This window comes from Marinobacter sp. ES-1, from assembly GCF_000475255.1.
GTDB lineage: Bacteria > Pseudomonadota > Gammaproteobacteria > Pseudomonadales > Oleiphilaceae > Marinobacter > Marinobacter vinifirmus.
On the sequence record NZ_AXBV01000049.1, the window covers coordinates 1 to 22,744 of the forward strand.

Sequence of the window (22,744 nt, forward strand, 5' to 3'; positions counted from 1 at the left end):
CACGTTCGCCGGAATACGCAAGTCAGGGGTGGGGAAATCATTCATGGCTGCGGATATAGCATGCCGGGTTGCCACCGGTACCCCTTGGCGTGGTCTACCGGTGAAACAGGGTACGGTGTTTTATATCAACGGGGAGGGGCAGGCAGGTTTCAGGCGAAGGCTTAGAGGATGGTGGCTGCACTATGGTGTGATGCCTGAAAACTTGTGGGTTGGTGAGAGGGCTATACCAATAACTGACAATGCCGCAGTTTTGGAACTGGTGGCCTATATAAAAGGGATGGCGGAAGAACACGGAAGGCCTGCACTGTTGGTGATAGACACTCTGAATCGAAATTTCGGTGGTAAAGATGAAAATAGCACTACCGACATGGGGCAGTTTGTTGACGCTATACAGGACCACATTATGGACGCCTTTGGCTGCGTTGCCCTGGTCGTTCACCATTGTGGTCTTTCGGATAAAACGAGAGTCAGGGGCGCTTCTAATTTAAAAACCAACATAGACGTTGAATATCGGTTAACTAAAGACCCTGGAGAGTTGACTAGGGTACACAATCAGAAAACGAAAGATGCCCCTGAACCACCAGACGTTCGATTTCAGTTGCGGGCAATTAACTTGGAATGGGGTAACGAGGATACAACGGCGGTGCCAATATGGGACAACGAGTTTGACGACTTACCCGCTGATGATCCTGAACCACCGATGAGCAAACAGCAAAAGCAAATCTGGGAAATCCTGGTTCAGGCAATGGATGATGCTGGTGGTGAAGTCCTGGATAACAAAGCATTGGTTGAACGGTGTGGTAGTCAGGGAATAAACCCCGCACGGGTATCGGAAGCCAGAAAGCATTTTGAGGTTCAGGATTTAATCACCGTGGTCAAGGAAGGCAAAGAGATAAAGATTCACCGGAAAGATCCAATTTTAGGTTAAAACACCCCTCTGATAGTTCGGAAACCCTACCGAACTATCATTTTTCCTCGCCTGAAAGTTCGGAATAGTTCGGTTCGATAGTTCGGAAAAGCGAACAACCGGAATCCCTTGTGCCCCAAGGGTTTTGGCACCGGTGGTGTTTTTTGTTCGCTTCGGTGGTTCGGTGTCTCGCAATGTTCGTTCGGTGTACCCCCCCTTAAGGGGGTACCGACATGCGAACCGAACTGAATTATCCCGGTGATGAATCCCTGAAATTGTGGTGCCTGGAAAATTTTGAAAATAAGCCCGAACCGCGCTCAGCGTCCCCCGCGGTGATGAATTCCCGGTGGGAAGGACCCGCGCGAGTTTAATATCCCCGTTGGATGTGGAATACAGTTTTGCTGTCGTCAAAGTAAACAAGTGTTCGCGTATCACGGTACACCCATTGCTCAACTTTTCTATTCCGGAACTGGGAGTAGTTAATATCCTTGGGAAATCCGAGGCTATGATAGACAGCGTTCTGGCTCATACCGATTTCAACAATACCTTCTTTTATCAAAGGTATTTCAACTCCTGGCACCTTCAATTGATCACTTGTCGGCTCACTCTCAAAAAAGCTACCTCTCGGTATGCCGAATTCTTCAGACTGGTCGTCCCAAAAAAGCGGAACCTTCATCTCAGCCCCTTCCACTTGAACGATCATTAGAAGATCACTTCCAGACATAATGGTTGGTTGAGTGATCCTTTTAACTGTGTACCTTTCCAGATTCTTTGCCTCGCTGACACCGTGCCTCACGCTGCCGGTAAACCATATTGAGTTGCCTTCTAATGATTTTGCGCGATTAAAGGTCTCATAGGCTAATACACCGTTGGGAGTGCCATCGGTGCTAGTGGTCCCGAAAATTAGATTCTGAGTGCCCTCAATTTCATAAACAGCGCGCCTTTGTTCAGGTTGTGAGGTTGGTCTAGAAGGGATGACGCACTGAAGGGAGAGAATTGTATTTTCTGGAAGATCCAGCCCGCCCCAAGGCCAATTGTCTTTTGAGCGGCTGAGGTACCCATCTCCTGCGTCGGTGATCACGTATTGTTTCCCTTTGCCTGAGGGTGCGCCGGAGCAGACTTCCGACTTGTCGTAGTTGGTAGTTGCGCATGCTGAAAGGAAACTGGTCAGTGCGATAGTGGTCAGGGTGCGGAAAAACGAGGGCATCATTACCTCTGCTGCTGGAAATATTGGCAGTGTAAGTATGGAAGGAATTAGGGAGTTTTCCAGCCGGCACAAGGTATTCCTGGAATCTGCTTACATATTGCTTACAAATCGGAATCCCGGAAACAACAAAGCCCGCACAAGGCGGGCTAAGTCATTGAATTCTAATGGTGCCCGGAGGCGGAATCGAACCACCGACACGGGGATTTTCAATCCCCTGCTCTACCAACTGAGCTATCCGGGCGTGTTGAGCTATGTGCTGCAACGGGGCGCTATTAAACCGGTTTAGGGTTGGGGAGTCAAGGCCACTCCGCAAAAATTTTCTGAAACTTTTCCGGGTTGGTCAGGCCTTGATCAGTTAGCCTATTTTTCCGGCGGAACGAAGCCTTCAGCCTGGTCGAACGGCTCGTTGTTGAAGAAGCGTTCCATCTGGGCCTGCAGGTATTTCCGGTTGTTCGGGTCCATCATGCTCAGGTGTTTTTCGTTGATCAGCATGGTTTGCTGGTTCTGCCATTCTTCCCAGGCGACTTTCGACACATTGTCGAAGATCTCCTGGCCTTTGGGCCCGGGCATGGGAGGCATGGCCAGGCCTTCCATCTCTTTCTGGTACTTGCGGCAGAATACGGTGCGGCTCATGTCGGCTCCTGTGTTGTTGGACTGGGCGAATGATAACAGATCGCCGGGTGCTCAGAGCAGGGTGGCTTGTTCCGGTTCGGTCAGCAGGGTTCGGATGGGGGCGGGCAGGCCGAGGGTTAAGGCCTGGTCCCGGTGCACCCAGCGCTGGCTATCAGCATCGGCGACTTTGGTGCTGCCAGTTACCGGCAGTCGTGCTGGCTGGATGTGCAGGTGATAGTGGCTGAAGGTGTGGCGAAAGCCGCTGATCAGCTCCGGGTCGCTGCAGGCCAGTCCCAGCTTCGTTTCGCAGGCTTCCTGCAGTTCCTCTGCGCCGTAGGCCGGGTCCAGTTCCGGCAGGCTCCACAGGCCGCCCCAGATGCCGCTGGGCGGGCGTCGTTCCAGCAGGATGCGGCCTTCGTTATCTTCCAGGATCAGCATCCAGGTGGTCTTTTCCGGTTTCTCTTTTTTCGGCTTGGAGCCCGGGTAGAGTTTGGTTTCGTTTCGGGCATAGGCCTGGCAGTCGTTGTTCACCGGGCAACTTTCACAGGCGGGTTTGCTGCGGGTGCACACCATGGCGCCCAGGTCCATGATGCCCTGGGTGTAGTCACGCACGCGCTCATCCGGCGTGTGTTGCTCGGCATGCTGCCAGAGTTGTTTCAATACCGGGGCTTGTCCCGGCCAGCCGGGTACAGCGTGGTAACGGGCCAGAACGCGTTTTACGTTGCCGTCCAGAATGGCGGCCCGCTTGCCGAAAGCCTGGGCAATAATGGCCGCAGCGGTGGAGCGGCCGATGCCGGTCAGGGTTTCCAGTGTTTCCTGGTCCTGCGGGAACTCGCCGCCATGCTCGTCCACCACCTGCCTGGCAGCCTTGTGCAGGTTACGGGCGCGGGCGTAGTAACCCAGGCCAGACCAGTGGCTGAGCACGTCGTCTACCGGTGCCGCAGCCAGTGCCTGCACATCCGGAAAGCTGGCCATGAAGGCCTCGAAGTAGGGGATAACAGTAGCTACCTGGGTCTGCTGGAGCATGATCTCCGACACCCAGACCCGGTAAGCATTGCGGTCGTGGTGCCACGGCAGGTTGTGCCTGCCGTGGTTGTCGTACCAGTTCAGTAGCCGTTCGGCGAAGCTGTCGGTCATTGGCCAAACAGGCCTTTGAGGGCGTCTTTCACTTTCCCGCCTTCTTCACCGAGTTTCTCCTGAAGCTTTTCGTTTACCTTGTCTTCGGCCTTCTGCCTGGCTTCGTCTACTTTCTCTTCCGCCTTGGCCTTGGCCCGGTCGATTTCTTCCTGGGCCTTGGCGCGGGCTGCGTTGGCTGCGATGTCTTTGATGGTGTCGCGGAAGCGGGAACCGTCGAAGGAACACAGGCCGGCCGGGTCTTCGCTGAAGTTGCCGCGGCACTCCACGGGGATAACCACCTTCTCAACGTACTCGGTTACCCGGCAGGCTTCGTCGCGGTGGATTTCGCCGACGATGCGCAGGCCCAGTTCGTAGTCCAGGTTGGTCTGCTCAAGGTCAACCGTGCCGTTGCCTTCAAGGCGCATGCCGGCCAGGGCCGCAACCAGGTCGGTGTTGTTCAGGGTGTTGCCGTCAATCTTCAGGGTGCCACGCATGTCGTTGAACGGAGTGGTGGTGCCCCAGTCTGTGGTGGTCAGGGAGTCCTGGTTCACCAGGGCAATGCCCTGACAGGCCATGCGGGTCAGGTTCATTTTGCGGAACTGCCCTTCGGCCAGGTTGAAGCTGATGTCGCCACTGGCATTGTTGCGCAGGGCAGAGATGCGGTTGCCGCTGGTGTTTACCGCCAGAGTCAGGTTGGCGCCGCCAGAGAGCATATCCACCTCCGCCAGGTCGGTCAGCAGGGGCAGGGTCTGTACGTTGTTTACGTCGGAACGCACGGTGTATTTCGGGTTGTCGCTGCGGGCGTCGATGGTCACGTTGGCGCCGAAGCTGCCCTCGTAAAGCTTGCCGCTGAACTCATCCACTTTCAGCAGGCCGTCTTTGGCGGTGGTGCTGGCTTTGATTTCGTTGATGGTCAGGTTGCTGACAATCAGTTCGCCAAGGCCGAAGTCGATGTCCAGAAGCAGAGTGCGGAGGGTTTCCAGTGGCAGCAGGTCAGTTTCCGGTTGGCTGGCTGCGGCGGTTTGCTGTGCAGGGCTATCAGATTCAGCGGCTGTCTCACTGGCGGTGGCTTCACCCTCTTCTGGCGTGGGTGGCAGGTAGCGGTCGGCGTTGAGTTTGTCGCCGTTCAGGTCAAACACCAGCCCACCGGTGCCTAGGTTGTAGCTGCCGCCACCGTTGAAGGTGGTGTCGTCCAGGGTGATTTTCAGGTTGCTCAGGGCAACGGTGCCCGGCTCGCCGCCCAGATTGGTGGACAGCGCGATGGCTTTCAATACGTCCGGATCTTCCGTCTCAATTGCGGGCTGGCCGAGGTTGCTCAGTAGTTGTTTCAGGGAAAACTCGGAAATGGCCAGCTTGCCATCAAGGGCAGGCTTGTCGCCAAAACCTTTCACGTTCAGGTCCGTGCTCAGGCTCAGGTTAGCCAGGCTGGCGGTAAAGCCGCTCAGGGTGGCGGTTTCGTTCTCCAGGTTGGCGGCCAGTGAGCCACCAAGCTCGGCAGTGACCGATTTGCCCCCGAACGGCTCGCCGTTCATGTCAAAAACGGCTTTCAGGCCGGACATGGCAAATTCGTTGAGGGCCTGGTTGGCTTTCAGTTGTGCGTTGATGCTGCCGTCTACTGCGAACTTCGGCTGGCTGGTTTCCACCTTGAAGCGGATATCCAGCGGGAACTCGGAGCCCAGGGTAATGTTGCTGGCGGTTACCGTGAAGTCTTCCAGGGTAACGGACTGGCCGGTGCTCTTGTCGTTGTAGTGAACGCTGGCGTTGCTGATTTCCACGTTCTCTACGTTGAAGTTCAGGGCTTCGCCGCCGGTTTCTTGTGCGGTGTCAGCGGTTTCTGTCGGCGCCGGTTCGGCGCTGGCGCTGTCAGTTGCAGGCGCTTCCGAGTCACCTTCGCTCTTCTCCGGCATAATCCGCGCCCAGTTGCCTTCGCCTTGCTCGTTCACTTCCAGCCGCGCGTCCAGGCCGTTCAGCAGGAAGGTGTTCACCTGCGGCGACATGGCAATCAACGACCAGAAATCGATCCTGGCAATCAGCTGTCCCAATGCCACGAAGCGTTCGCCTTCCAGTGTTGCCTCAACCTGGTTCAGCTCCAGCCCCAGCGGAATGAAAGACCAGCCGATGTCACCCTCAAGCTGTAACTGAAGGTTGGTGTTCTTTTCCACTGCGGCTTCAATCTGGGGCTTGTAATCGTTCGGGTTGATCACGGCGACGGCAATGGCGACCGCTGCAACCGCCAGTACAATAAGGGCGATAACAGCATAGAGCACATAGCGAACAGCTTTCATGGCGAGTTCCTTTTCTTTCCGGCAGGGTGGATTGCTGCCGTATTACGAATGAATTACCCAAAGGATAACGCAGGGTTAGCAAATTAACAGTGCAGGAATATGACAATGCGTTAGTCTTGGGTCAAAATACACCCCGTTAAAAACCGGGGTTGTCCCGGTATGCGCAAACAAGCATACGCAAATAAGCATAAAAAGGAGTCGGCTGTGGCCATTACTGTATCGATTGAGCTGAACCGGGAACTCGAGATTCCGGCAGGCTATGATGACGTCTTCGATCTTCTGGCAGACGTTCCCCGTTCTGTCAGCCACTTCCCGAAAGTCGACAAGCTGGTTGATCTTGGTGGCAATGCCTACCGCTGGGAAATGGAAAAGGTGGGTGTTGATAAGCACGCCATCCAGACCGTATACGCCTGCACCTACCACCCGGATAAAGAGGCCGGCAAAATCACCTGGGATCCGGTAAAAGGCGAGGGCAATGCTGAAGTCAGCGGCGCCTGGACCATCACAGCCAATGGCGACAACGCCACCAAGGTGCGCTTCCAGACCAGTGCCCAGCTGACCGTTCCCCTGCCCAGCCTGCTCAAGCTGGCGATCAGCCCGGTGATCAAGCACGAGTTCAACAGCCTGGTAGACACCTACATGGCTAACCTGAAGAAAGCGTTCTGAGCTATCAGGGCGATTGATCCGGTTGCGGGACTCCGGCTGTGTTAACGGGTATAATCTGCGAATCTGATTTTTACAGTAGCAAGCCTGTTTTCTAGACGGAGTCTCCATGGCTGAACGCAAGGCTCGGGTAGAGCGAAATACCCTTGAAACCCAGATTACCGTTGAGATCAATCTCGATGGCACCGGCAAAGCCTGCTTTGACACCGGTGTGCCCTTCCTTGACCACATGATGGACCAGATTGCCCGCCACGGCCTGGTAGACCTGGACATCACCTGCAAGGGTGACCTCCACATCGACGACCACCACACCGTGGAAGACATCGGCATCACCCTCGGTCAGGCCTTCAAACAGGCCGTGGGCGACAAAAAAGGTATCCGCCGCTACGGCCACGCCTACGTGCCCCTGGACGAAGCCCTGTCCCGCGTGGTGATCGACCTCTCCGGCCGCCCAGGTTTGATCATGGACGTACCCTACACCCGCGCCAGCGTGGGCGGGTTTGACGTAGACCTGTTCGCAGAGTTCTTCCAGGGCTTCGTGAACCACTCCATGGTGACCCTGCACATCGACAACCTGAAGGGCAAGAACACCCACCACCAGATTGAAACCGTGTTCAAAGCCTTCGGCCGCGCACTGCGCATGGCGATTGAAATGGACGAGCGCATGGCGGGCATCACCCCGTCCACCAAAGGCGCCCTGTAACCGGTCACCGAAAGGAACAGACACACCATGAAGACCGTCGCCATCATCGACTACGGCATGGGTAACCTGCACTCCGCCCGCAAAGCCGTAGAGCACGTGGCCCCGGACTGCACCGTACTGGTCACAGACGATGCCGCCAAAATCCGCGAAGCCGACCGGGTAATCCTGCCCGGCGTCGGCGCCATCCGCGACTGCATGGCCGAAATGCACCGGTTGGGCGTGGTTGAACTCGTCAAAGAAGTCTCCCGGGACCGCCCGTTCCTCGGCATCTGCGTCGGCATGCAGGCCTTGATGGCCCGCAGCGAAGAAAACGGCGGCGTGGAAGGCATCGGCCTGTTCCCGTCCGAAGTCCGCTACTTCGGCGACAACCTCACCGAAAACGGCGAACGCCTGAAAGTGCCCCACATGGGCTGGAACCAGGTGTACCAAACCGCAGACCACCCGCTCTGGCACAACATCCCGGACGGCGACCGTTTCTACTTCGTGCACAGCTACTACGCCGAAGCCGAAGGCAACGCCGACATGGCCGGCCGCACCCGATACGGTGTCGACCTGGCGGCCGCGGTGGCGAGAGACAACATCTTTGCAGTGCAGTTCCACCCGGAGAAAAGCGCCCGGGCGGGCCTGCAGTTGCTGGAAAACTTTACGAACTGGACTGGAAAAAGCTGAGGGAGAATCTCGTTCGTTGTTGCCCGGATGATTTTGCGGGCAAGAAACGAGTAGCCCGCTGATGCGGGAAGAGCCCTCCGGGACTGTCTGCAGCAGGGATGCTGCAGTCAAGCGTACACGGACGTATTCACAGCGTGTCCCGGAGGGCTCTTCCCGTAGCAGTGGGCGGGCGGCCATCTCCCAGACGGCAAACTCCGAGGAAGAACAAAATGCTGATTATCCCCGCTATCGATCTGAAAGACGGCAAATGCGTAAGACTGCGCCAGGGCCGCATGGAAGACTCCACCGTATTCGGTGACGACCCCGTCGACATGGCCACCAAATGGGTCGACGCCGGCGCGCGCCGCCTGCATCTGGTCGACCTTAACGGCGCCTTCGCCGGCGAACCGGTAAACGGTGAAATCGTAAAGGCGATTGCAGTCAAATACCCGAACCTGCCCATCCAGATCGGCGGCGGCATCCGCTCCGCGGAAACCATCGAAGCCTACCTCAAGGCCGGCGTGCAGTGGGTCATCATCGGCACCAAGGCCGTCAAAGAGCCTGAATTCGTCACGCAAATGTGCCAAGAATTCCCCGGCCACATCATCGTCGGCCTGGACGCCAAAGACGGCCGCGTAGCCACCGACGGCTGGGCCGAAGTCTCTGAAGTCATGGCCGTAGACCTGGCCAAGCGCTTCGCCAACGACGGCGTATCCTCCATCGTTTACACCGACATCGCCCGCGACGGCATGATGCAGGGCGTGAACGTGGAAGCCACCGCCAAACTGGCAGAAGAGGGCGGTATCCCCGTAATTGCCTCCGGCGGCGTCACCAACATGGACGACCTCAAGCGCCTGGCCACCGTCGCCGACAAAGGCGTCATCGGTGCCATCACCGGCCGTGCCATCTACGAAGGCACCCTGGATGTAGCCGAAGCGCAAGCCTACTGCGACAGCCTGCAAAACTGAGGACAGATCATGGCACTGGCAAAACGCATCATCCCCTGCCTGGACGTCGACAAAGGCCGTGTGGTCAAAGGCGTCAACTTCGTGGACATCCGCGATGCCGGCGATCCTGTTGAAGTGGCCCGTCGCTACAACGAGCAGGGCGCAGACGAAATCACCTTCCTGGACATCACTGCCAGCAGTGAAAGCCGCGACACCACCTACGAAACCGTCGAGCGTATGGCCGCGGAAGTGTTTATCCCGCTGACCGTGGGCGGTGGTGTGCGCACCGTAGATGACATCCGCAAGCTGCTGAATGCCGGCGCCGATAAGGTGTCGATCAACACCGCGGCGGTCTTCAACCCGGAATTCGTGAAAGAAGCAGCGGAACGATTCGGTCGCCAGTGCATTGTGGTTGCTATCGATGCCAAGCAGGTAAGCGCAGAAGGTGAAGAGCCCCGCTGGGAAATCTTCACCCACGGCGGCCGCAAGCCTACCGGTCTGGATGCCGTGGAATGGGCCAAGAAGATGGTGGACATGGGCGCCGGCGAACTGCTGCTAACCAGCATGGACCGCGACGGCACCAAGATCGGCTTCGACCTGGGCCTGACTCGAGCCATCAGCGATGCGGTGGCTGTTCCGGTAATTGCTTCAGGCGGGGTGGGCGAGCTGCAGCACCTGGCGGATGGCGTAACCAAAGGCGGCGCCGATGCGGTACTTGCCGCGTCGATCTTCCACTTTGGCCAACATACCATTCCCGAGGCCAAGGCCTTTATGAAGGCCCAGGGTATAGAAGTTCGGGACTGAAAAGGCTGTTTTGCCACGGAATCCACGGAAGGACACGGAAAAAAGAAAAGATTTAACGATTTTTTTTGCCACGAAATCCACGAAAAAACACGAACAAAGATTAACGACTGAATAACTAGAATTTCTTTGTCTTTAATTTCGTGTTCTTTCGTGGATTTCGTGGCAAAAACTAGTCCTTATCACTCCGGGCTACAGAAAGTACCACAGGCTGCTTCTCCCCTTCCGCAAACATCTCCCGGTTACCGTTACGCACGGCCCAGACGCCGCTGATGGTGGCGATGGCGATGCCTTGTTCATCCAGTTCCGGTAAGTGCTTTTCCAGGTAGTCCACGGTCACCTTGTGGGGATGGCCGATGCCGATAGCGGTGCCCTTTTCCTTAGCGGTTTTGATCAGTTCCTTGAATTGCTGATCCACAAACTCCTCAGTCTGTTCGTGGTCCAGGAACACATCCCGGGTCAGGCTCGGGATTTTGTAGGCATCGGCCACGCCGCCGGCGATGGAGTTGGCGATGGTGCGGCTGTCTACGAAGTACACCGGGTATTTGTTGAGTTCTTTCATCACCCAATCCATGGGTTGAAGCTGCTGGGTCAGCAGGCTGCCCATGTGGTTATTCACGCCCACTACGTGGGGGATGGACTGCAGGGAGCGCCGGAGGGTGGTGGCCATGGTGCCTTCGTCCATGTCCGGGGTCAGGCCGCCGGGGCCGAGGCCGAAGTTGCGGGTGTTGGCCATGGGCGCGTGCAGCATGATTTCTTTCTGTTTCTTGTGGGCCAGCTTGGCCAGCGGCACGGTGTGGCGCCGGAAAGGCAGGAACGCCAGCGTCAGCGGTTGTTCCATCCGGGCCAGGCGTTCACCTTCGTGAAGGTTGTGGCCCATGTCATCAATGATGATGGCGATGGTGGGCGGCTGGTGCTCTGCCGGCTGGGCGGCCACAAACGGGCTCAGCGCCAGTAGCATTACCCGGAGCAGGGTCGTTCTGAGTTTCACTGATCTTTGCCCTGCTGGCCGCTGTCGTCCTTGCGGTTAAGAATGCGCATGCCTTTGAGCAGGTTCAGTGCTGAACGCAGCTGGTAGTCCCGATTGGCGGCAGACTGTTCGGTTTCCGCCTGTTGTTCACGCTGTTCCTTGGCTTTCTCTTCGTTCTCGCCGGTCAGGTGGCCGGTCAGGTCGGCTTCTGTGAAGAACTGGCGGCTGTCCAGCTCGGTCAGCTCAGCCGGGCGCACCTCGATATCGGGCTTGATGCCAGTGGCCTGAATGGAGCGGCCGTCCGGGGTGAAATAGCGAGCTGTGGTCATCTTGATGGCATGGGTTTCATCCAGCGGGATGACTGTTTGCACGCTGCCCTTGCCGAAGGACTGGGTGCCCATGATCACCGCACGTTCGTGATCCTGCAGGGCGCCGGCCAGGATTTCGGAAGCCGAGGCGGAGCCGCCGTTGATCAGCACCACAATCGGGGTGTCGGCCATCACATCGCCCGGCTTGGCGCTGAAGCGCAGTCTTGAACTCCGGATACGCCCCTCGGTGTAGACAATCAGGCCTTCATCAATCAGCGCATCGGCGGTTTCTACGGCAGCCTGAAGCACGCCGCCGGGGTTGTTGCGAAGGTCGATCACCAGGCCGTCCAGGTCGCTGCCATGCTCATCTTTCAGATCGTTCAGGGCTTTGAGGAACTGTTTACCGGTTTCCGCCTGGAACTGGGTAATGCGCACATAGCCGTAACCGTTTTCAATCATCCGGGATTTAATGCTGGTTACCTTGATGATATCGCGGGTTACATCAATCTCGATCGGCGCGGTTTCGCCTTCGCGCATGATGGTCAGCGTGAGTACCGAGCCGGGCTTGCCGCGCATCAGGTTGACGGCTTCTTCCAGCGACATGCCCTTCACCGGTTTTTCATCCAGCTTGATAATCAGGTCGCCGGCCTGCACGCCCGCTTTCTGGGCCGGGGTGTCGTCGATGGGGGAAATGACTTTCACAAAGCCGTTTTCCATGCCCACTTCAATGCCCAGGCCACCAAACTCGCCGGAGGTGCTTTCTTCCAGCTCTTCGTAGTCTTTCGGGGCCAGGTAGGTGGAGTGCGGGTCCAGGTCTGACAGCATGCCCTTGATGGCGCTTTCCAGCAGCTCGCTGTCGGAAACTTCTTCTACGTAGGCGTCTTTGATGCGGGCGAACACTTCAGTGAACTTGCGCAGGTCTTCCAGCGGCAGTTGTTCTTCCGGGTCCGGCAGTTTCAGTTCTACCCGCTCGCCGTCCTGGATACCTTCGATGATGTCCCGGCTTTGGGCATCCTGGGCCACGACGAGCCCGGGCAGGGTAAAAAAACAGGTCGCAAGGGTAAGGCTGCGAAGTTGTGAGATCTGGAGTTTGCCGGTGACTCGTTTCATCCACATATCCTGTTTTGTTTCCAATAGTTGGACTAATTTCCTGATTTCGACAGTATGGCGTTCGCGGCGCCGTTTGTCAGCCCTTTGCGTCGGGGGACAAAACTCAGGGCTTGCCCAGCCAGCGGCGGGGGTTGACCGGCTTTCCGTTCTGGCGAACTTCGAAGTAGACCGCTGGGTCTTCGGTGCCTCCGGTGCGGCCGGAAAGGGCAATGGTTTCACCGGCCCGAACCCAGTCGCCGGGTGCGGTGAACAGGCTGCTGCTGTGGCCGTACAGGGTCATGTAGCCATCGCCGTGATCGATAATGGTCATTAGCCCGAAACCCCGCAACCAGTTGGCGAAGACCACGCGGCCATAGTGTACGGCGGTGACTTCCGCGTTTTCTGCCGTGTTCATGATCAGGCCGCTGCGGCGCAATTTGCCGTCAGCATAGGCGGCGCCGTAGTTGGTGACCACGCGGCCCTTGGCGGGCCAGGGCAGTTTGTCCCGCAGTGACTTGAACGGGCGGGATTCGTTGGGAGAGGGGATGTTGGCGATGGCCTGCTGTACTTCTTCCAGCAGCTGCTCAAGGCGTTTGCGGTCCGTTTCCAGGTCGTCCCGCTCGCTGCGCCGGCTGCGGATGTCCTGCTTCAGGGCTGCCAGGGTTTGTTCCCGCTCGGCTTTGCTTTGCGTCAGTTGCTGCTGGCGTTGTTCCAGGTCTGCTTCGGTCTTTGCCAGCTCCACCCGCGATGCCTGCACCGCGGCCCGGGCCTGTTGCAGCTCCTGGAGGCTCTTCTGGAAGGCTTGAAGGCGCTCGACGGTGTCGTTGCTGAGGTATTCGTAGTAGGTGAGGGTTCGGGCAATCTGGCCCGGTTCTATTTCGTTCAGCAGGATTTTCAGGGCCGGGGCGTCGCCTTCCATCCAGGCGGCGCGAATCTGCTTTTTCAGGCTTTCCCGTTGTGATTCCAGGGTGTCCGCCAACTGGCTTTCCTGCGTTCGCAGTTCATCCAGCCGCTGTTGTTGCTGGTCGGCTTTCTCGCGCAGTTCCCGGCGCTCACGGGTCAGCTGGCTGATTCTTTGCTCGGTACGGGCCAGTTGCTGCTCCAGGCTGGAGCGGTCTTTCTCGGCATCTTTCAGCCAGTCGTCAATGCTGGCAATGCGCTTTTTCAGCGCCTCCACCTGTTCGGGGGTTACGTCATCCCGGGCATGCAGTGGCGTGGCTCCCAGAACGAGAGCCAGCGCGAGTGCGAGGACATACTTCAAGGTATCTGCCTTAAGCCGGATCAGTTGATCTCGGCCAGGCTGTGCCCGGACATTTCCTGAGGTTGCTGCAGCCCCATCAGTGTCAGCAGGGTGGGTGCGATATCGCACAGGCTGCCGTCGTCTTTGAGGTTGACGTTGCGATGGCCGGTATAAACCAGCGGCACCGGGCCAATGGTGTGGGAGGTGTGAACCTGGCCGGATTTCGGGTCCGTCATCTGCTCGCAGTTGCCGTGGTCGGCGGTGATCAGGGCTTCGCCGCCCACTTCGTCCAGCGCTTCCACAACCCGCTGTACGCACTGGTCCAGACACTCGGCGGCCTTGACGGCGGCGTCCATCTTGCCGGTATGGCCGACCATGTCGCCGTTGGCGTAGTTGCACACGATCAGGTCGTACTTGCCGCTCTTGATGGCTTCTACCAGCTTGTCGGTTACTTCCGGCGCGCTCATTTCCGGCTGTAGGTCGTAGGTGGCTACTTTGGGGGAGGGCACCAGAATACGGTCTTCGCCTTCAAACGGGGTTTCCAGGCCGCCATTGAAGAAGAAGGTCACGTGGGCGTACTTCTCGGTTTCGGCAATGCGCAGCTGGGTCTTGCCTTGGCTGGCCATGTATTCGCCAAGGCCGTTGGCCAGTTGCTCGGGCGGATAGGCGCAGGAGGTTTTGATGTCTGCGGCGTATTCGGTGAGCATCACGAAATCGGCCAGTTCCGGGTGCTTGCGGCGATCGAAGCCGTCGAACTCCGGCTCCACGAAGGTGCGGGTCATTTCCCGGGCGCGGTCGGCACGGAAGTTCATGAACAGCACGGAATCGCCATCGTTGATGGTGCCTTCTGGCTGGCCTTCGGCGCGGATGTGGGTGGCTTTTACAAACTCGTCGTTCTCGCCACGCTCGTAGGCCTGGTCCAGTGCGGTTACCGGGTCGTCACAGGTGAACTCGGCTTCGCCCAGGGTCATGGCGTTATAAGCAGCTTCTACGCGGTCCCAGCGGTTGTCCCGGTCCATGGCGAAGTAACGGCCAACAATGGTGGCTACCCGGCCGACACCCAGGCTCTTCATTTTTGCGGCGGCTTTTTCCAGGGACGGGCGGGCGCTGCGCGGGGGCATGTCGCGGCCGTCCAGGAAGGCGTGGATATAGACTTCCTTGGCGCCACGGGCTGCGGCCAGTTCCGCTGCTGCCAGCATATGGTCTTCGTGGCTGTGAACGCCGCCCGGAGACAGCAGGCCCATGATGTGCACGGCCTTGTTGTTCGCCACGGCTTTGTCGATGGCGTTGCACAGGGCTTCGTTCTTCTGGAACAGGCCGTCTTCCAGGTCTTTGTCGATACGGGTCAGGCTCTGGTACACCACCCGGCCGGCGCCGAGGTTCATGTGGCCGACTTCCGAGTTACCCATCTGGCCCTGCGGCAGGCCTACAAACATGCCTGAAGTGTTGATGAGGGTCTTCGGCTGATTCTGCCAGAGCTTGTCCCAGAATGGTGTGCGGGCGTTGGAGATGGCGTTGTCTGCAGCCGGGTCACGGTGGCCCCAGCCGTCGAGAATAATCAGTGCAGTGGGCTTGCGCGTGTCGGTCATCATGTCGTCCGGTTGGTTGCGAAAACAGATTGCAAGGGAATCGTGGTTAAAGTGGGGCAGATTGTAACCGTTTTCATTTGTGCAGGCCACGCGCGCAGCGCCAAGGCTTAGCATGGCCCTGATGCACTGTTGCTATAAAGGAGGCCCCTGGCGCGTGCCACTTGCCTTCTTTGAGCCGTCAGGGGTGTGTATAATCCCGCCAAATCAAATTTTCAGGGTAGTTTCATGGATCGCTTGTTCGAATTCGTTGTTAACCACTACATTCTGGTTTCTGTTTTTGTGGCGCTGCTGCTGGCGCTTCTGGTGCTGGAGTCCCGCCGTGGTGGTGCCAAGATTTCCGCCCAGGGTGCGGTGTCTCTGATCAACAAAGACGAAGCCGTAGTGGTGGACATCCGTGACCGCAAAGACTTCGGCGAAGGTCGTATTACCGGTTCCCTGAACATTCCCCTCAGTGGCATCAAGGGCCGTGCCAACGAGCTGAGCAAGCACAAAGACAAGCAGATCATCGTGGTCGACAAGATGGGCCAGCACTCTGCAATGGCGGTCAAATACCTGAAGGAAGAAGGCTTTACCAACGTGGTGCGCCTGAACGGTGGTATCGCCGACTGGAAAGCCAGCAACCTGCCGCTGGTGAAAAAGTAACAGGGCTTGATCTGATTGCCGATCTGAAGCACTGTTTCACATTACCTGCCGGGGCCTGTGTTTAGACTGTTCCGGCACACGTGACTATAACAACGGGCTGCGCCCGACCTACGAAAACGAAAGGACTGATCATGGCTGAGAACCAGCAAGCCGCAGGCAACGAAAACCAGAACCAACCACAGTTCGCCCTTCAGCGTATCTATGTGAAGGACCTGTCTTTTGAATCACCCAACTCGCCGCTGGTATTCCAGGAGCAGTGGAAGCCGCAGGTGAACCTGGACCTGAACACCGCCCACAACAAGCTCAGCGACAACCAGTACGAAGTGGTTCTGTCCCTGACCGTTACCGCCAAGGTGGGTGAGAAGGTCGCCTATATTGTTGAAATCCAGCAGGCGGGTGTGTTCCTGGTAGCCGGTATTGAAGGTGCCCAGCTGGGCCAGATGCTCGGCGCCTACTGCCCGAACATCCTGTTCCCGTACGCCCGCGAGGCCATCGATGCCACCGTTAACCGTGGCAGTTTCCCGGCACTGATGCTGGCGCCGGTGAACTTCGATGCGATCTACGCCCAGGCGCTCAAGCGCAAGCAGGAAGAAGCCGCAGGCGAAGCGAAGGAAGAGCAGACGCACTGATTGCTGCAGTCGTTCTTCGAAGCATAAAAAAACCGGCCAACGCCGGTTTTTTTATGCCTGTAAACTTTTGACTGCACTACACCGCCCCGGGAAAACCCAGCTGGCGCCAGGCTTCATACACCACCAGGGCGGCAGTGTTGGACAGGTTCAGGCTGCGGCTTTGTGGTTGCATGGGCACCCGCAGCCGGTGCTCCGGTGGCAGGGCTTCCCGCACATCAACAGGCAGGCCCCGGGTTTCCTGGCCGAACATCAGGTAGTCACCATCCTCGAAGGCCACTTCGTGGTACTGCCGTGAACCCTTGGTGGTGAGTCCGAACAACCGAGCTGGCTGTTCGGTTTCCAGGAAGCTGGCGTAATCCGGATGGACCTTTACCGTGGCGTACTCGCTGTAATCCAGCCCGGCCCGGCGCATCTGCTTGTCCTCCAGGGAGAAGCCCAAAGGTTCAATCAGGTGCAGCTGGCAGCCGGTGTTGGCGCAGAGCCGGATGATGTTGCCAGTATTTGGCGGTATCTCCGGCTCATAGAGTACAACGTGCAGCACGTGGCTTAGCGTTCCACGGCCAGGGCTACACCCATGCCACCACCAATGCACAGGGTGGCCAGGCCTTTCTTGGCGTCGCGGCGTGCCATTTCGTGCAGCAGGCTGACCAGGATACGACAGCCGGAAGCGCCAATCGGGTGGCCGATGGCAATGGCGCCGCCATTCACGTTCACCTTGTCGGTATCCCAGCCCATATCCCGGTTTACAGAGATCGCCTGGGCTGCGAAGGCTTCGTTGGCTTCAACCAGGTCCAGGTCTGCGGCGCTCCAGCCGGCCCGCTCCAGGCAACGCTGGCTGGCGGGAATGGGGCCGGTGCCCATGATGGTGGGGTCTACACCTGCATTGGCGTGGGCCTTGATGGTGGCGAGCGGAGTCAGGCCCAGCTCCCGGGCTTTATCGGCACTGCACACCAGAACAGCAGCAGCGCCATCGTTCAGGGATGATGCGTTGCCCGCGGTTACCGAGCCGTCTTTCTTGAAGGCCGGGCGCAGCTTGGCCAGGCTGTCACTGGTAACGCCATCGCGGGGGCATTCGTCTTTAGCGACCACAATCGGGTCGCCCTTACGCTGGGGAATGCTGACCGGAACGATCTGGTCGTCAAAGTAGCCGGCGTTCTGGGCCGCGACCGCCTTTTGCTGGGAGGCGGCGGCAAAGGCGTCCTGCTCTTCACGGCTGATACCGTACTTTTCGACAATGTTTTCGGCAGTGATACCCATGTGGTAATCGTTGAAGGCATCCCACAGGCCGTCGTTCACCATGGTGTCGATCATGCTCCAGTTACCCATGCGCTGGCCGTTGCGGCTGTTGGGGAGCACGTGCGGGGCCTGGCTCATGCTTTCCTGGCCGCCGGCAATCACCACTTCGGCGTCGCCACACTGGATGCTCTGCACGGCCATATGAACGGCCTTCAGGCCGGAGCCACACACCTTGTTGATGGTGATGGCCGGTACCGAACTGGGCAGGCCAGCGTTGATGGCCGCCTGGCGGGCCGGGTTCTGTCCGCAACCGGCGGTGAGAACCTGGCCGAGAATGACCTCACCCACCTGCTCGCCGGCGATGCCGGTTTCTTCCATCAGGGCCTTGATTACGGCAGTACCGAGCTGGTCGGCACGCAGGCTGGACAAGCCACCACCAAAAGTGCCGACTGCGGTACGTTTTGCGGCAACGATCACGACATCACGCATGGGAAATCTCCGTTGTAGTGGGCAGGCTCGGAACAGGCCCGCCTCGTATGGAACAGATGGCGGGCATTGTAGCGGTAAAGCGCCGGGGCGCCAAAGCCACCATGGTCGTGTAGTGGCTGGGGGCGGTTTACATGTTCAGGCTACGGCCACCGTCAACGCTGATGACCTGGCCGGTCACAAAGGGGGCGTCGCACATCAGCCAGGTGATGGCGCCGGCAATATCCGCCGGGTTGCCGGTGCGGGCGAGTGGGGTCTTGTCCAGAATGGCCTTTTGATAATCCGGGTCGATCTCGGCCTCGCCCTCCGGCCACAGTATAGCGCCGGGCGATACGCCGTTTACCCGGACAGCCGGCGCCAGGTCCTTGGCCCAGGAGCGGGTGAGGGCGGCGAGGCCGGCCTTACTGGCGCAGTACAGCGGGTGGTCTTTGAGGGGTTTCTCGCTGTAGATGTCGATCAGGTTGACCACCGCACCAGAGCTTTTCTTCAGGGCCGGCAGGCAGTGCTGGAGCAGGAAGAAGGGGGCTTTCAGGTTGGCGCCCATAATCCCCTGCCAGTCGTCCTCCGTGGCGTTTTCCGTGGGGTTGGGGTAGAACACCGACGCGTTGTTCACCAGTCCGTCCAGCCGCTGCCAGTGGTTGCAGGCGGTTTTTGCCAGACGGGTGAGGTCTTCGGGATTGGTCAGGTCGGCCTGTACCGAGGTGGCGGAGTCTGCCCGTTCCCGGTTCAGTTTGTCGATCAGTTGCCGGGCCTGTTCCTGCCGGCTGCGGTAATGGATGACCACATTCCAGCCCCGGCCATGGAGGGTTTCGGCAGTGTGTGCGCCCAGGCGGTGGGCAGCACCGGTGATCAGAACAACGGGAGCAGCCATAACGACGTCCTCAGGATGATGGATTCAATACCCGGGCGATACGCGCCAGCCGCTCGTTCCGGATTGCTTTGCCGAGCTCTTTGCCTTTGAAACCCTGTTTCAGCAGGTTCTGCGGATTTACACCGGTAGCTTCTCCTGCAGCGGTGCGCAGGTGTTCCAGAATTCTTTGTTGTGCCTGCGGCAGCGTGCAGGCCAATGTGTCGAGCAGGGCATCGAAGCGTTCGCTGCGGCGCCACAGATCTGCGGTATCCAGCAGCTCCAGGATCTCTTCTGCAGAGATGCTGTCTGCAGGATGCCGGGACAGTTCGGCCATAAACCGACACGTCAGCCGGCTCATATCCCGGCAATCATTGGGGCTTTTCATGGCCTTTGCGCGGGTAATGGCCAGTTCTTCAGGCACGGCACCCAGAAGGGCGGCAAAGCGCTGGGCGGTGTTGCCCTGCTGGTGGTGAATGCACTCCAGTGCCTTAACGCCGGCCCGGAACACGGTTGCATCCTCCAGCTCCGGAATCAGTACCGCCAGTGCTCCGAGTTCCCGAAGGACTTCGAAAAATACGGTAGGCGCATTTTCGTGCAGTGCCCGCTGGATTTCCTGCCACACCCGTTCCGGCACCAGGTGTTCCAGTTCGCCATCGGCAATCATCTGGCGCATCAGGGCCATGGTTTCAGGACAGATGCTGAAGCCCAGCGGATGCAGGCGGGCGGCAAAACGGGCGGTGCGGAGAATGCGAAGGGGGTCTTCGGCAAAGGCTTCGGACACATGGCGCAGGGTTTTGTGCTGAAGATCGGTATGGCCGTTGAACGGGTCCACCAGCTGGCCGTCTTCAGCCTGTGCCATGGCGTTGATGGTCAGGTCCCTGCGCTTGAGGTCTTCCTCCAGGGTAACGTCCGGCGCGCTGTACACGGAAAAACCGTGGTAGCCGCGGCCCTGTTTGCGCTCGGTGCGGGCCAGGGCATATTCCTCGCCGGTTTTCGGGTGCAGGAACACCGGGAAGTCGGCACCTACCTGCTTGAAGCCCCTCGCCTTCATCTGCTCCGGTGTGGCGCCAACCACCACCCAGTCCCGGTCTTTGACCTTCAGGCCCAACAGTTGGTCACGAACGGCGCCGCCTACCAGATAGGTTTGCATGGGAAACCCTGTGTTTAAGCCGGCTCAGACTGCTTCTGTGGCTGCAATATCACGGATCTTGCCAACCATGGCACGCAGGCCGTTGCCGCGTGTGGGAGAGATGTGGCGGAACAGGTCGAGTTGCTCGAACAGCTCGTCAATATCGGTGGCGAGCAGGTCGCGGGGTGTCTTGCCGTTCAGGGCTACCAGGATGATGGCCGCCAGGCCACGCACGATGATGGCGTCGGAGTCGATCAGCAGGAACAGTTTGCCACTGTCTTCATCGTAATGATGAATCAGCCAGACCTGGCTCTGGCAGCCGTGCACGTAGTTCTCTTCGATGCGGGCCTCATCCGGAAACGCCGGCAGCTGTTTGCCCAGGTCCACGATGTAGGCGTAGCGTTCTTCCCAGTCATCCAGGAATTCGAAGGCGTCCAGAACGTCTTCCAGGGTGGTCTTGGTGCCGAGAGGGTTCTCGAGAAATTGTTCCTTGCTGGCGGTCATAGCATTCCCAGTTCAAGCTTGGCTTCGTCGGTGAGCATATCGTTGTTCCAGGGCGGATCAAAGGTGAGGTCTACGGTCACTTTGTCCACGTTGGGCACATGCTCCACCTTGGTTTGTACATCGTTGGTGATGACCGGCCCCATGCCGCAGCCAGCCGCGGTGAGGGTCATCTTGATGTACACGTGGTTGCCGTCTTCGGTGCCGTTCTGGATCTGGCAGTCGTAGATCAGGCCCAGATCCACCACGTTCACCGGAATTTCCGGGTCGTAGCAGTTACGCAGGGCTTCCCACACCTGGTTTTCGTTAACCGTGCCGTCTTCCGGGGTCTCGAAGCTGCTTTCCAGGGGCTGTTTGCCCAGCGCATCGGCGTCGTGGCCTTCAATCCGGGCCAGGTTGCCGTTCACCGCCACGGTAAACGTACCACCGAGGGACTGGGTGATGGTCACGAAGGTGTCCGACGGAATCATGATCTCCGTACCGGAAGGCACCAGCCGGGCTTCCACTTCGCGCTTTGTCAGTACGACTTCCCGTTCTTGCATGCTCAGTAAGACCTCTATTCAAGCCACCGTAAAACTCTCGCCGCACCCGCATTCCGCCGTGGCGTTGGGGTTGCGGAAGCGGAACAGGGAGTTCACGCCTTCGGTGACAAAGTCGATTTCAATGCCATTCACCAGGGGCAGGTGTTCCTGCTTTACGTACACATCCACGCCGTCGATGGTAAAAATGCGGTCGTCGGACTCGGGGGTTTCTACCCACTGGGTTTCGTATTTGAAGCCGGAGCAGCCACTCTTTTTGATGGCCAGGCGAATGCCCCTGGCTTCCGGTTTCTTGTCCAGTTGTTTGCGAACGTGTTTGACCGCTGTCGGGGTCATGGTCACGTTCACGGTGTTCGGGGTGAAGACTTCGGCTGTCATGTTTCCACCTCCTCAGGCAAACAGGCGCTGGATCTTCTGCAGGCCGGTGAATAATTTCTCGACCTCTTCCAGCGTATTGTAGAACGCAAATGAAGCCCGGGCTGTACCGGGTACTCCGTAGAAATCCATCAGCGGCATGGCGCAATGATGGCCGGTGCGGATGGCAATGCCTTGCTGGTCCAGCAGGGTGCCGATGTCGCTGGGGTGCAGGCCGGCGATCTTGAACGACATTACCGGCACTTTCTGTTTCGCGGTGCCGATGATTTCCATGCCGGGTACCGTTTCTACCAGTGCGTTGGCACGGGCCAGCAGGGCGTTTTCGGCGGCTTCCATGGCCTTGCGGTCCAGGCTGTCCAGGTAGTTGATGGCTGCCGCCAGGCCAACCGCTTCGGCGATGGCCGGGGTGCCGGCTTCAAATTTGTAGGGCAGCACGTTCCAGGTGGTACGTTCAAATGACACCCGCTCGATCATCTCGCCGCCACCCTGGTACGGAGGCATCTCTTCCAGCAGTTCAGCGCGGCCATACAGCACACCAATACCGGTGGGGCCGAACAGTTTGTGGGAAGAGAACACGTAGAAGTCGCAGCCAAGTGCCTGCACATCCGGCTTGAAGTGGGGTACGGCCTGGGCACCGTCGATCAGGGTAATTACGCCCTGTTTCTTCGCCTGCTCGATCAGCGGCGCGATCGGGTTTACCGTTCCCAGCACGTTGGAGACGTGGGTAAGGGCCAGTACCCGGGTGCGATCGTTCAGCAGGCTGTTGAAAGAGTCCAGGTCCAGCTCGCCTTCCGGGGTTACCTGCACAGGGATCACCCTGGCGCCGGTGCGCTCGGCCACCATCTGCCAGGGCACGATGTTGGCGTGGTGCTCCATATGGCTGACCAGGATTTCGTCGCCGGCTTTCAGGCGCGGGGCCAGGCCGTTGGCCACCAGGTTGATGGCCTCGGTGGTGCCGCGGGTCCAGATGATTTCGTTGGTGCCGGGTGCGTTCAGGAAGTGGCGAACCACTTCCCGGGCACCTTCAAAGGCGGTCGTGGCCCGGTCGCCCAGGGTGTGGGCGCCACGGTGCACGTTGGAGTGCATTTCCCGATAGTAGCGGTCCATGGCATCCAGCACGGCGACGGGCTTCTGGGCCGAGGCGCCGTTGTCCAGATACACCAGGGGCTTCCCGTTGATTTCCTGTGCCAGGATCGGGAAGTCGCGGCGGATGCTTTCCACATCAAACGCCGGCGAGGTGGTGTTGGTTGCCACAGACAGATCGGTCATGCC

At 58.7% G+C, this 22,744-nt stretch carries 24 protein-coding genes and 1 tRNA gene; 8 read left to right on the forward strand and 17 right to left on the reverse strand.

Annotation, left to right across the window (positions count from 1 at the left end; all coding sequences use genetic code 11):
• Positions 1-928: AAA family ATPase (locus Q668_RS08920; RefSeq protein WP_022989266.1), on the forward strand; the 928-nt coding region annotated here is incomplete at its 5' end.
• Between the two features lie 346 nt (positions 929-1,274).
• Here Q668_RS08920 and Q668_RS08925 read toward each other — a convergent pair.
• From Q668_RS08925 to Q668_RS08945, 5 genes are all read right to left on the reverse strand, one after another.
• A complete protein-coding gene (locus tag Q668_RS08925) occupies positions 1,275-2,117 on the reverse strand; it encodes a hypothetical protein (RefSeq protein WP_022989268.1) in 843 nt (280 codons plus the stop codon).
• A gap of 162 nt (positions 2,118-2,279) precedes the next feature.
• Positions 2,280-2,355: transfer RNA gene (locus Q668_RS08930), tRNA-Phe, on the reverse strand.
• Positions 2,356-2,474: 119 nt separating this feature from the next.
• Entirely contained in the window at positions 2,475-2,747 is a 273-nt protein-coding gene (locus Q668_RS08935; protein WP_022989269.1) for an oxidative damage protection protein, read from the reverse strand.
• A 51-nt stretch (positions 2,748-2,798) separates the two neighbouring features.
• On the reverse strand, positions 2,799-3,863 hold the full coding sequence (gene mutY, locus Q668_RS08940; RefSeq protein WP_022989270.1) for an A/G-specific adenine glycosylase: 1,065 nt from the start codon (positions 3,861-3,863) through the stop codon (positions 2,799-2,801).
• Complete coding sequence (locus Q668_RS08945; RefSeq protein WP_022989271.1) at positions 3,860-6,127, reverse strand: AsmA family protein; 2,268 nt, start codon at positions 6,125-6,127, stop codon at positions 3,860-3,862. The genes mutY and Q668_RS08945 overlap by 4 nt, the downstream gene beginning before the upstream one ends.
• Positions 6,128-6,331: 204 nt before the next feature.
• Between Q668_RS08945 and Q668_RS08950 the strand changes: the two genes are divergently transcribed.
• The 5 genes from Q668_RS08950 to hisF all read left to right on the forward strand — a co-directional run bounded on the left by Q668_RS08950 (position 6,332) and on the right by hisF (position 9,892).
• Positions 6,332-6,793 carry an SRPBCC family protein gene (locus Q668_RS08950; RefSeq protein WP_022989272.1) on the forward strand — a complete coding sequence of 154 codons (462 nt, stop codon included), beginning with the start codon at positions 6,332-6,334 and terminating at the stop codon, positions 6,791-6,793.
• A 106-nt stretch (positions 6,794-6,899) separates the two neighbouring features.
• On the forward strand, positions 6,900-7,493 hold the full coding sequence (gene hisB / locus Q668_RS08955; RefSeq protein WP_022989273.1) for an imidazoleglycerol-phosphate dehydratase HisB: 594 nt from the start codon (positions 6,900-6,902) through the stop codon (positions 7,491-7,493).
• A gap of 27 nt (positions 7,494-7,520) precedes the next feature.
• Positions 7,521-8,162, forward strand: a complete 642-nt coding sequence (gene hisH / locus Q668_RS08960) for an imidazole glycerol phosphate synthase subunit HisH (protein WP_022989274.1) — start codon at positions 7,521-7,523, stop codon at positions 8,160-8,162.
• Between the two features lie 209 nt (positions 8,163-8,371).
• Complete coding sequence (gene hisA / locus Q668_RS08965) at positions 8,372-9,109, forward strand: 1-(5-phosphoribosyl)-5-[(5-phosphoribosylamino)methylideneamino]imidazole-4-carboxamide isomerase (protein ID WP_022989275.1); 738 nt, start codon at positions 8,372-8,374, stop codon at positions 9,107-9,109.
• A 9-nt stretch (positions 9,110-9,118) separates the two neighbouring features.
• A complete protein-coding gene (gene hisF, locus Q668_RS08970; protein WP_022989276.1) occupies positions 9,119-9,892 on the forward strand; it encodes an imidazole glycerol phosphate synthase subunit HisF in 774 nt (257 codons plus the stop codon).
• Between the two features lie 169 nt (positions 9,893-10,061).
• On the opposite strand, the gene Q668_RS08975 is transcribed toward hisF, so the two are convergent.
• From Q668_RS08975 to gpmM, 4 genes are all read right to left on the reverse strand, one after another.
• The gene (locus Q668_RS08975) at positions 10,062-10,850 is read right to left on the reverse strand and encodes a divergent polysaccharide deacetylase family protein (RefSeq protein WP_022989277.1); all 789 of its coding nucleotides are present in this window, start codon (positions 10,848-10,850) and stop codon (positions 10,062-10,064) included.
• A gap of 26 nt (positions 10,851-10,876) precedes the next feature.
• Complete coding sequence (locus tag Q668_RS08980; protein ID WP_022989278.1) at positions 10,877-12,277, reverse strand: S41 family peptidase; 1,401 nt, start codon at positions 12,275-12,277, stop codon at positions 10,877-10,879.
• A 103-nt stretch (positions 12,278-12,380) separates the two neighbouring features.
• Complete coding sequence (locus Q668_RS08985; protein WP_052009695.1) at positions 12,381-13,481, reverse strand: murein hydrolase activator EnvC family protein; 1,101 nt, start codon at positions 13,479-13,481, stop codon at positions 12,381-12,383.
• A 56-nt stretch (positions 13,482-13,537) separates the two neighbouring features.
• Entirely contained in the window at positions 13,538-15,085 is a 1,548-nt protein-coding gene (gene gpmM / locus Q668_RS08990) for a 2,3-bisphosphoglycerate-independent phosphoglycerate mutase (RefSeq protein WP_036219607.1), read from the reverse strand.
• 225 nt (positions 15,086-15,310) lie between these two features.
• On the opposite strand from gpmM, the gene Q668_RS08995 reads away from it, so the two are divergent.
• Both Q668_RS08995 and secB read left to right on the forward strand, forming a co-directional pair.
• Positions 15,311-15,727: a rhodanese-like domain-containing protein gene (locus tag Q668_RS08995; RefSeq protein ID WP_022989281.1), complete on the forward strand. Its 417-nt coding sequence runs from the start codon at positions 15,311-15,313 to the stop codon at positions 15,725-15,727.
• A 131-nt stretch (positions 15,728-15,858) separates the two neighbouring features.
• On the forward strand, positions 15,859-16,356 hold the full coding sequence (gene secB, locus Q668_RS09000) for a protein-export chaperone SecB (protein ID WP_022989282.1): 498 nt from the start codon (positions 15,859-15,861) through the stop codon (positions 16,354-16,356).
• Between the two features lie 76 nt (positions 16,357-16,432).
• Here the strand turns inward: secB and trmL are convergent, their stop codons facing one another.
• From trmL to Q668_RS09040, 8 genes are all read right to left on the reverse strand, one after another.
• The gene (trmL, locus tag Q668_RS09005) at positions 16,433-16,897 is read right to left on the reverse strand and encodes a tRNA (uridine(34)/cytosine(34)/5-carboxymethylaminomethyluridine(34)-2'-O)-methyltransferase TrmL (protein WP_022989283.1); all 465 of its coding nucleotides are present in this window, start codon (positions 16,895-16,897) and stop codon (positions 16,433-16,435) included.
• A gap of 5 nt (positions 16,898-16,902) precedes the next feature.
• Positions 16,903-18,081 (reverse strand): acetyl-CoA C-acetyltransferase, encoded by a 1,179-nt coding sequence (locus Q668_RS09010; protein ID WP_022989284.1) that lies wholly within the window; start codon positions 18,079-18,081, stop codon positions 16,903-16,905.
• 127 nt (positions 18,082-18,208) lie between these two features.
• Complete coding sequence (locus tag Q668_RS09015) at positions 18,209-18,949, reverse strand: pteridine reductase (protein ID WP_022989285.1); 741 nt, start codon at positions 18,947-18,949, stop codon at positions 18,209-18,211.
• 10 nt (positions 18,950-18,959) lie between these two features.
• Positions 18,960-20,078, reverse strand: coding sequence for a CCA tRNA nucleotidyltransferase (locus Q668_RS09020; protein ID WP_022989286.1), 1,119 nt, complete (start codon positions 20,076-20,078; stop codon positions 18,960-18,962).
• Between the two features lie 24 nt (positions 20,079-20,102).
• Positions 20,103-20,561 carry a SufE family protein gene (locus Q668_RS09025; protein WP_022989287.1) on the reverse strand — a complete coding sequence of 153 codons (459 nt, stop codon included), beginning with the start codon at positions 20,559-20,561 and terminating at the stop codon, positions 20,103-20,105.
• Positions 20,558-21,100 (reverse strand): putative Fe-S cluster assembly protein SufT, encoded by a 543-nt coding sequence (gene sufT, locus Q668_RS09030; RefSeq protein WP_022989288.1) that lies wholly within the window; start codon positions 21,098-21,100, stop codon positions 20,558-20,560. The genes Q668_RS09025 and sufT overlap by 4 nt, the downstream gene beginning before the upstream one ends.
• An 18-nt stretch (positions 21,101-21,118) precedes the next feature.
• Complete coding sequence (locus Q668_RS09035) at positions 21,119-21,475, reverse strand: HesB/IscA family protein (protein WP_022989289.1); 357 nt, start codon at positions 21,473-21,475, stop codon at positions 21,119-21,121.
• Positions 21,476-21,487: 12 nt separating this feature from the next.
• The gene (locus Q668_RS09040) at positions 21,488-22,741 is read right to left on the reverse strand and encodes an aminotransferase class V-fold PLP-dependent enzyme (protein WP_022989290.1); all 1,254 of its coding nucleotides are present in this window, start codon (positions 22,739-22,741) and stop codon (positions 21,488-21,490) included.
• Between the last annotated feature and the right edge of the window lie 3 nt (positions 22,742-22,744).

What these genes read in the sequence shown, in the direction of transcription:
- Q668_RS08925 (WP_022989268.1), bottom strand. Translation starts at nt 2,117, where the DNA reads ATGATGCCCTCGTTTTTCCGCACCCTGACCACTATCGCACTGACCAGT.
- Q668_RS08935 (WP_022989269.1), bottom strand. Translation starts at nt 2,747, where the DNA reads ATGAGCCGCACCGTATTCTGCCGCAAGTACCAGAAAGAGATGGAAGGC.
- mutY (WP_022989270.1), bottom strand. Translation starts at nt 3,863, where the DNA reads ATGACCGACAGCTTCGCCGAACGGCTACTGAACTGGTACGACAACCAC.
- Q668_RS08945 (WP_022989271.1), bottom strand. Translation starts at nt 6,127, where the DNA reads ATGAAAGCTGTTCGCTATGTGCTCTATGCTGTTATCGCCCTTATTGTA.
- hisB (WP_022989273.1), top strand. Translation starts at nt 6,900, where the DNA reads ATGGCTGAACGCAAGGCTCGGGTAGAGCGAAATACCCTTGAAACCCAG.
- hisH (WP_022989274.1), top strand. Translation starts at nt 7,521, where the DNA reads ATGAAGACCGTCGCCATCATCGACTACGGCATGGGTAACCTGCACTCC.
- hisA (WP_022989275.1), top strand. Translation starts at nt 8,372, where the DNA reads ATGCTGATTATCCCCGCTATCGATCTGAAAGACGGCAAATGCGTAAGA.
- hisF (WP_022989276.1), top strand. Translation starts at nt 9,119, where the DNA reads ATGGCACTGGCAAAACGCATCATCCCCTGCCTGGACGTCGACAAAGGC.
- Q668_RS08975 (WP_022989277.1), bottom strand. Translation starts at nt 10,850, where the DNA reads ATGCTACTGGCGCTGAGCCCGTTTGTGGCCGCCCAGCCGGCAGAGCAC.
- Q668_RS08980 (WP_022989278.1), bottom strand. Translation starts at nt 12,277, where the DNA reads ATGAAACGAGTCACCGGCAAACTCCAGATCTCACAACTTCGCAGCCTT.
- gpmM (WP_036219607.1), bottom strand. Translation starts at nt 15,085, where the DNA reads ATGACCGACACGCGCAAGCCCACTGCACTGATTATTCTCGACGGCTGG.
- Q668_RS08995 (WP_022989281.1), top strand. Translation starts at nt 15,311, where the DNA reads ATGGATCGCTTGTTCGAATTCGTTGTTAACCACTACATTCTGGTTTCT.
- secB (WP_022989282.1), top strand. Translation starts at nt 15,859, where the DNA reads ATGGCTGAGAACCAGCAAGCCGCAGGCAACGAAAACCAGAACCAACCA.
- Q668_RS09010 (WP_022989284.1), bottom strand. Translation starts at nt 18,081, where the DNA reads ATGCGTGATGTCGTGATCGTTGCCGCAAAACGTACCGCAGTCGGCACT.
- Q668_RS09015 (WP_022989285.1), bottom strand. Translation starts at nt 18,949, where the DNA reads ATGGCTGCTCCCGTTGTTCTGATCACCGGTGCTGCCCACCGCCTGGGC.
- Q668_RS09020 (WP_022989286.1), bottom strand. Translation starts at nt 20,078, where the DNA reads ATGCAAACCTATCTGGTAGGCGGCGCCGTTCGTGACCAACTGTTGGGC.
- Q668_RS09025 (WP_022989287.1), bottom strand. Translation starts at nt 20,561, where the DNA reads ATGACCGCCAGCAAGGAACAATTTCTCGAGAACCCTCTCGGCACCAAG.
- sufT (WP_022989288.1), bottom strand. Translation starts at nt 21,100, where the DNA reads ATGCAAGAACGGGAAGTCGTACTGACAAAGCGCGAAGTGGAAGCCCGG.
- Q668_RS09035 (WP_022989289.1), bottom strand. Translation starts at nt 21,475, where the DNA reads ATGACAGCCGAAGTCTTCACCCCGAACACCGTGAACGTGACCATGACC.
- Q668_RS09040 (WP_022989290.1), bottom strand. Translation starts at nt 22,741, where the DNA reads ATGACCGATCTGTCTGTGGCAACCAACACCACCTCGCCGGCGTTTGAT.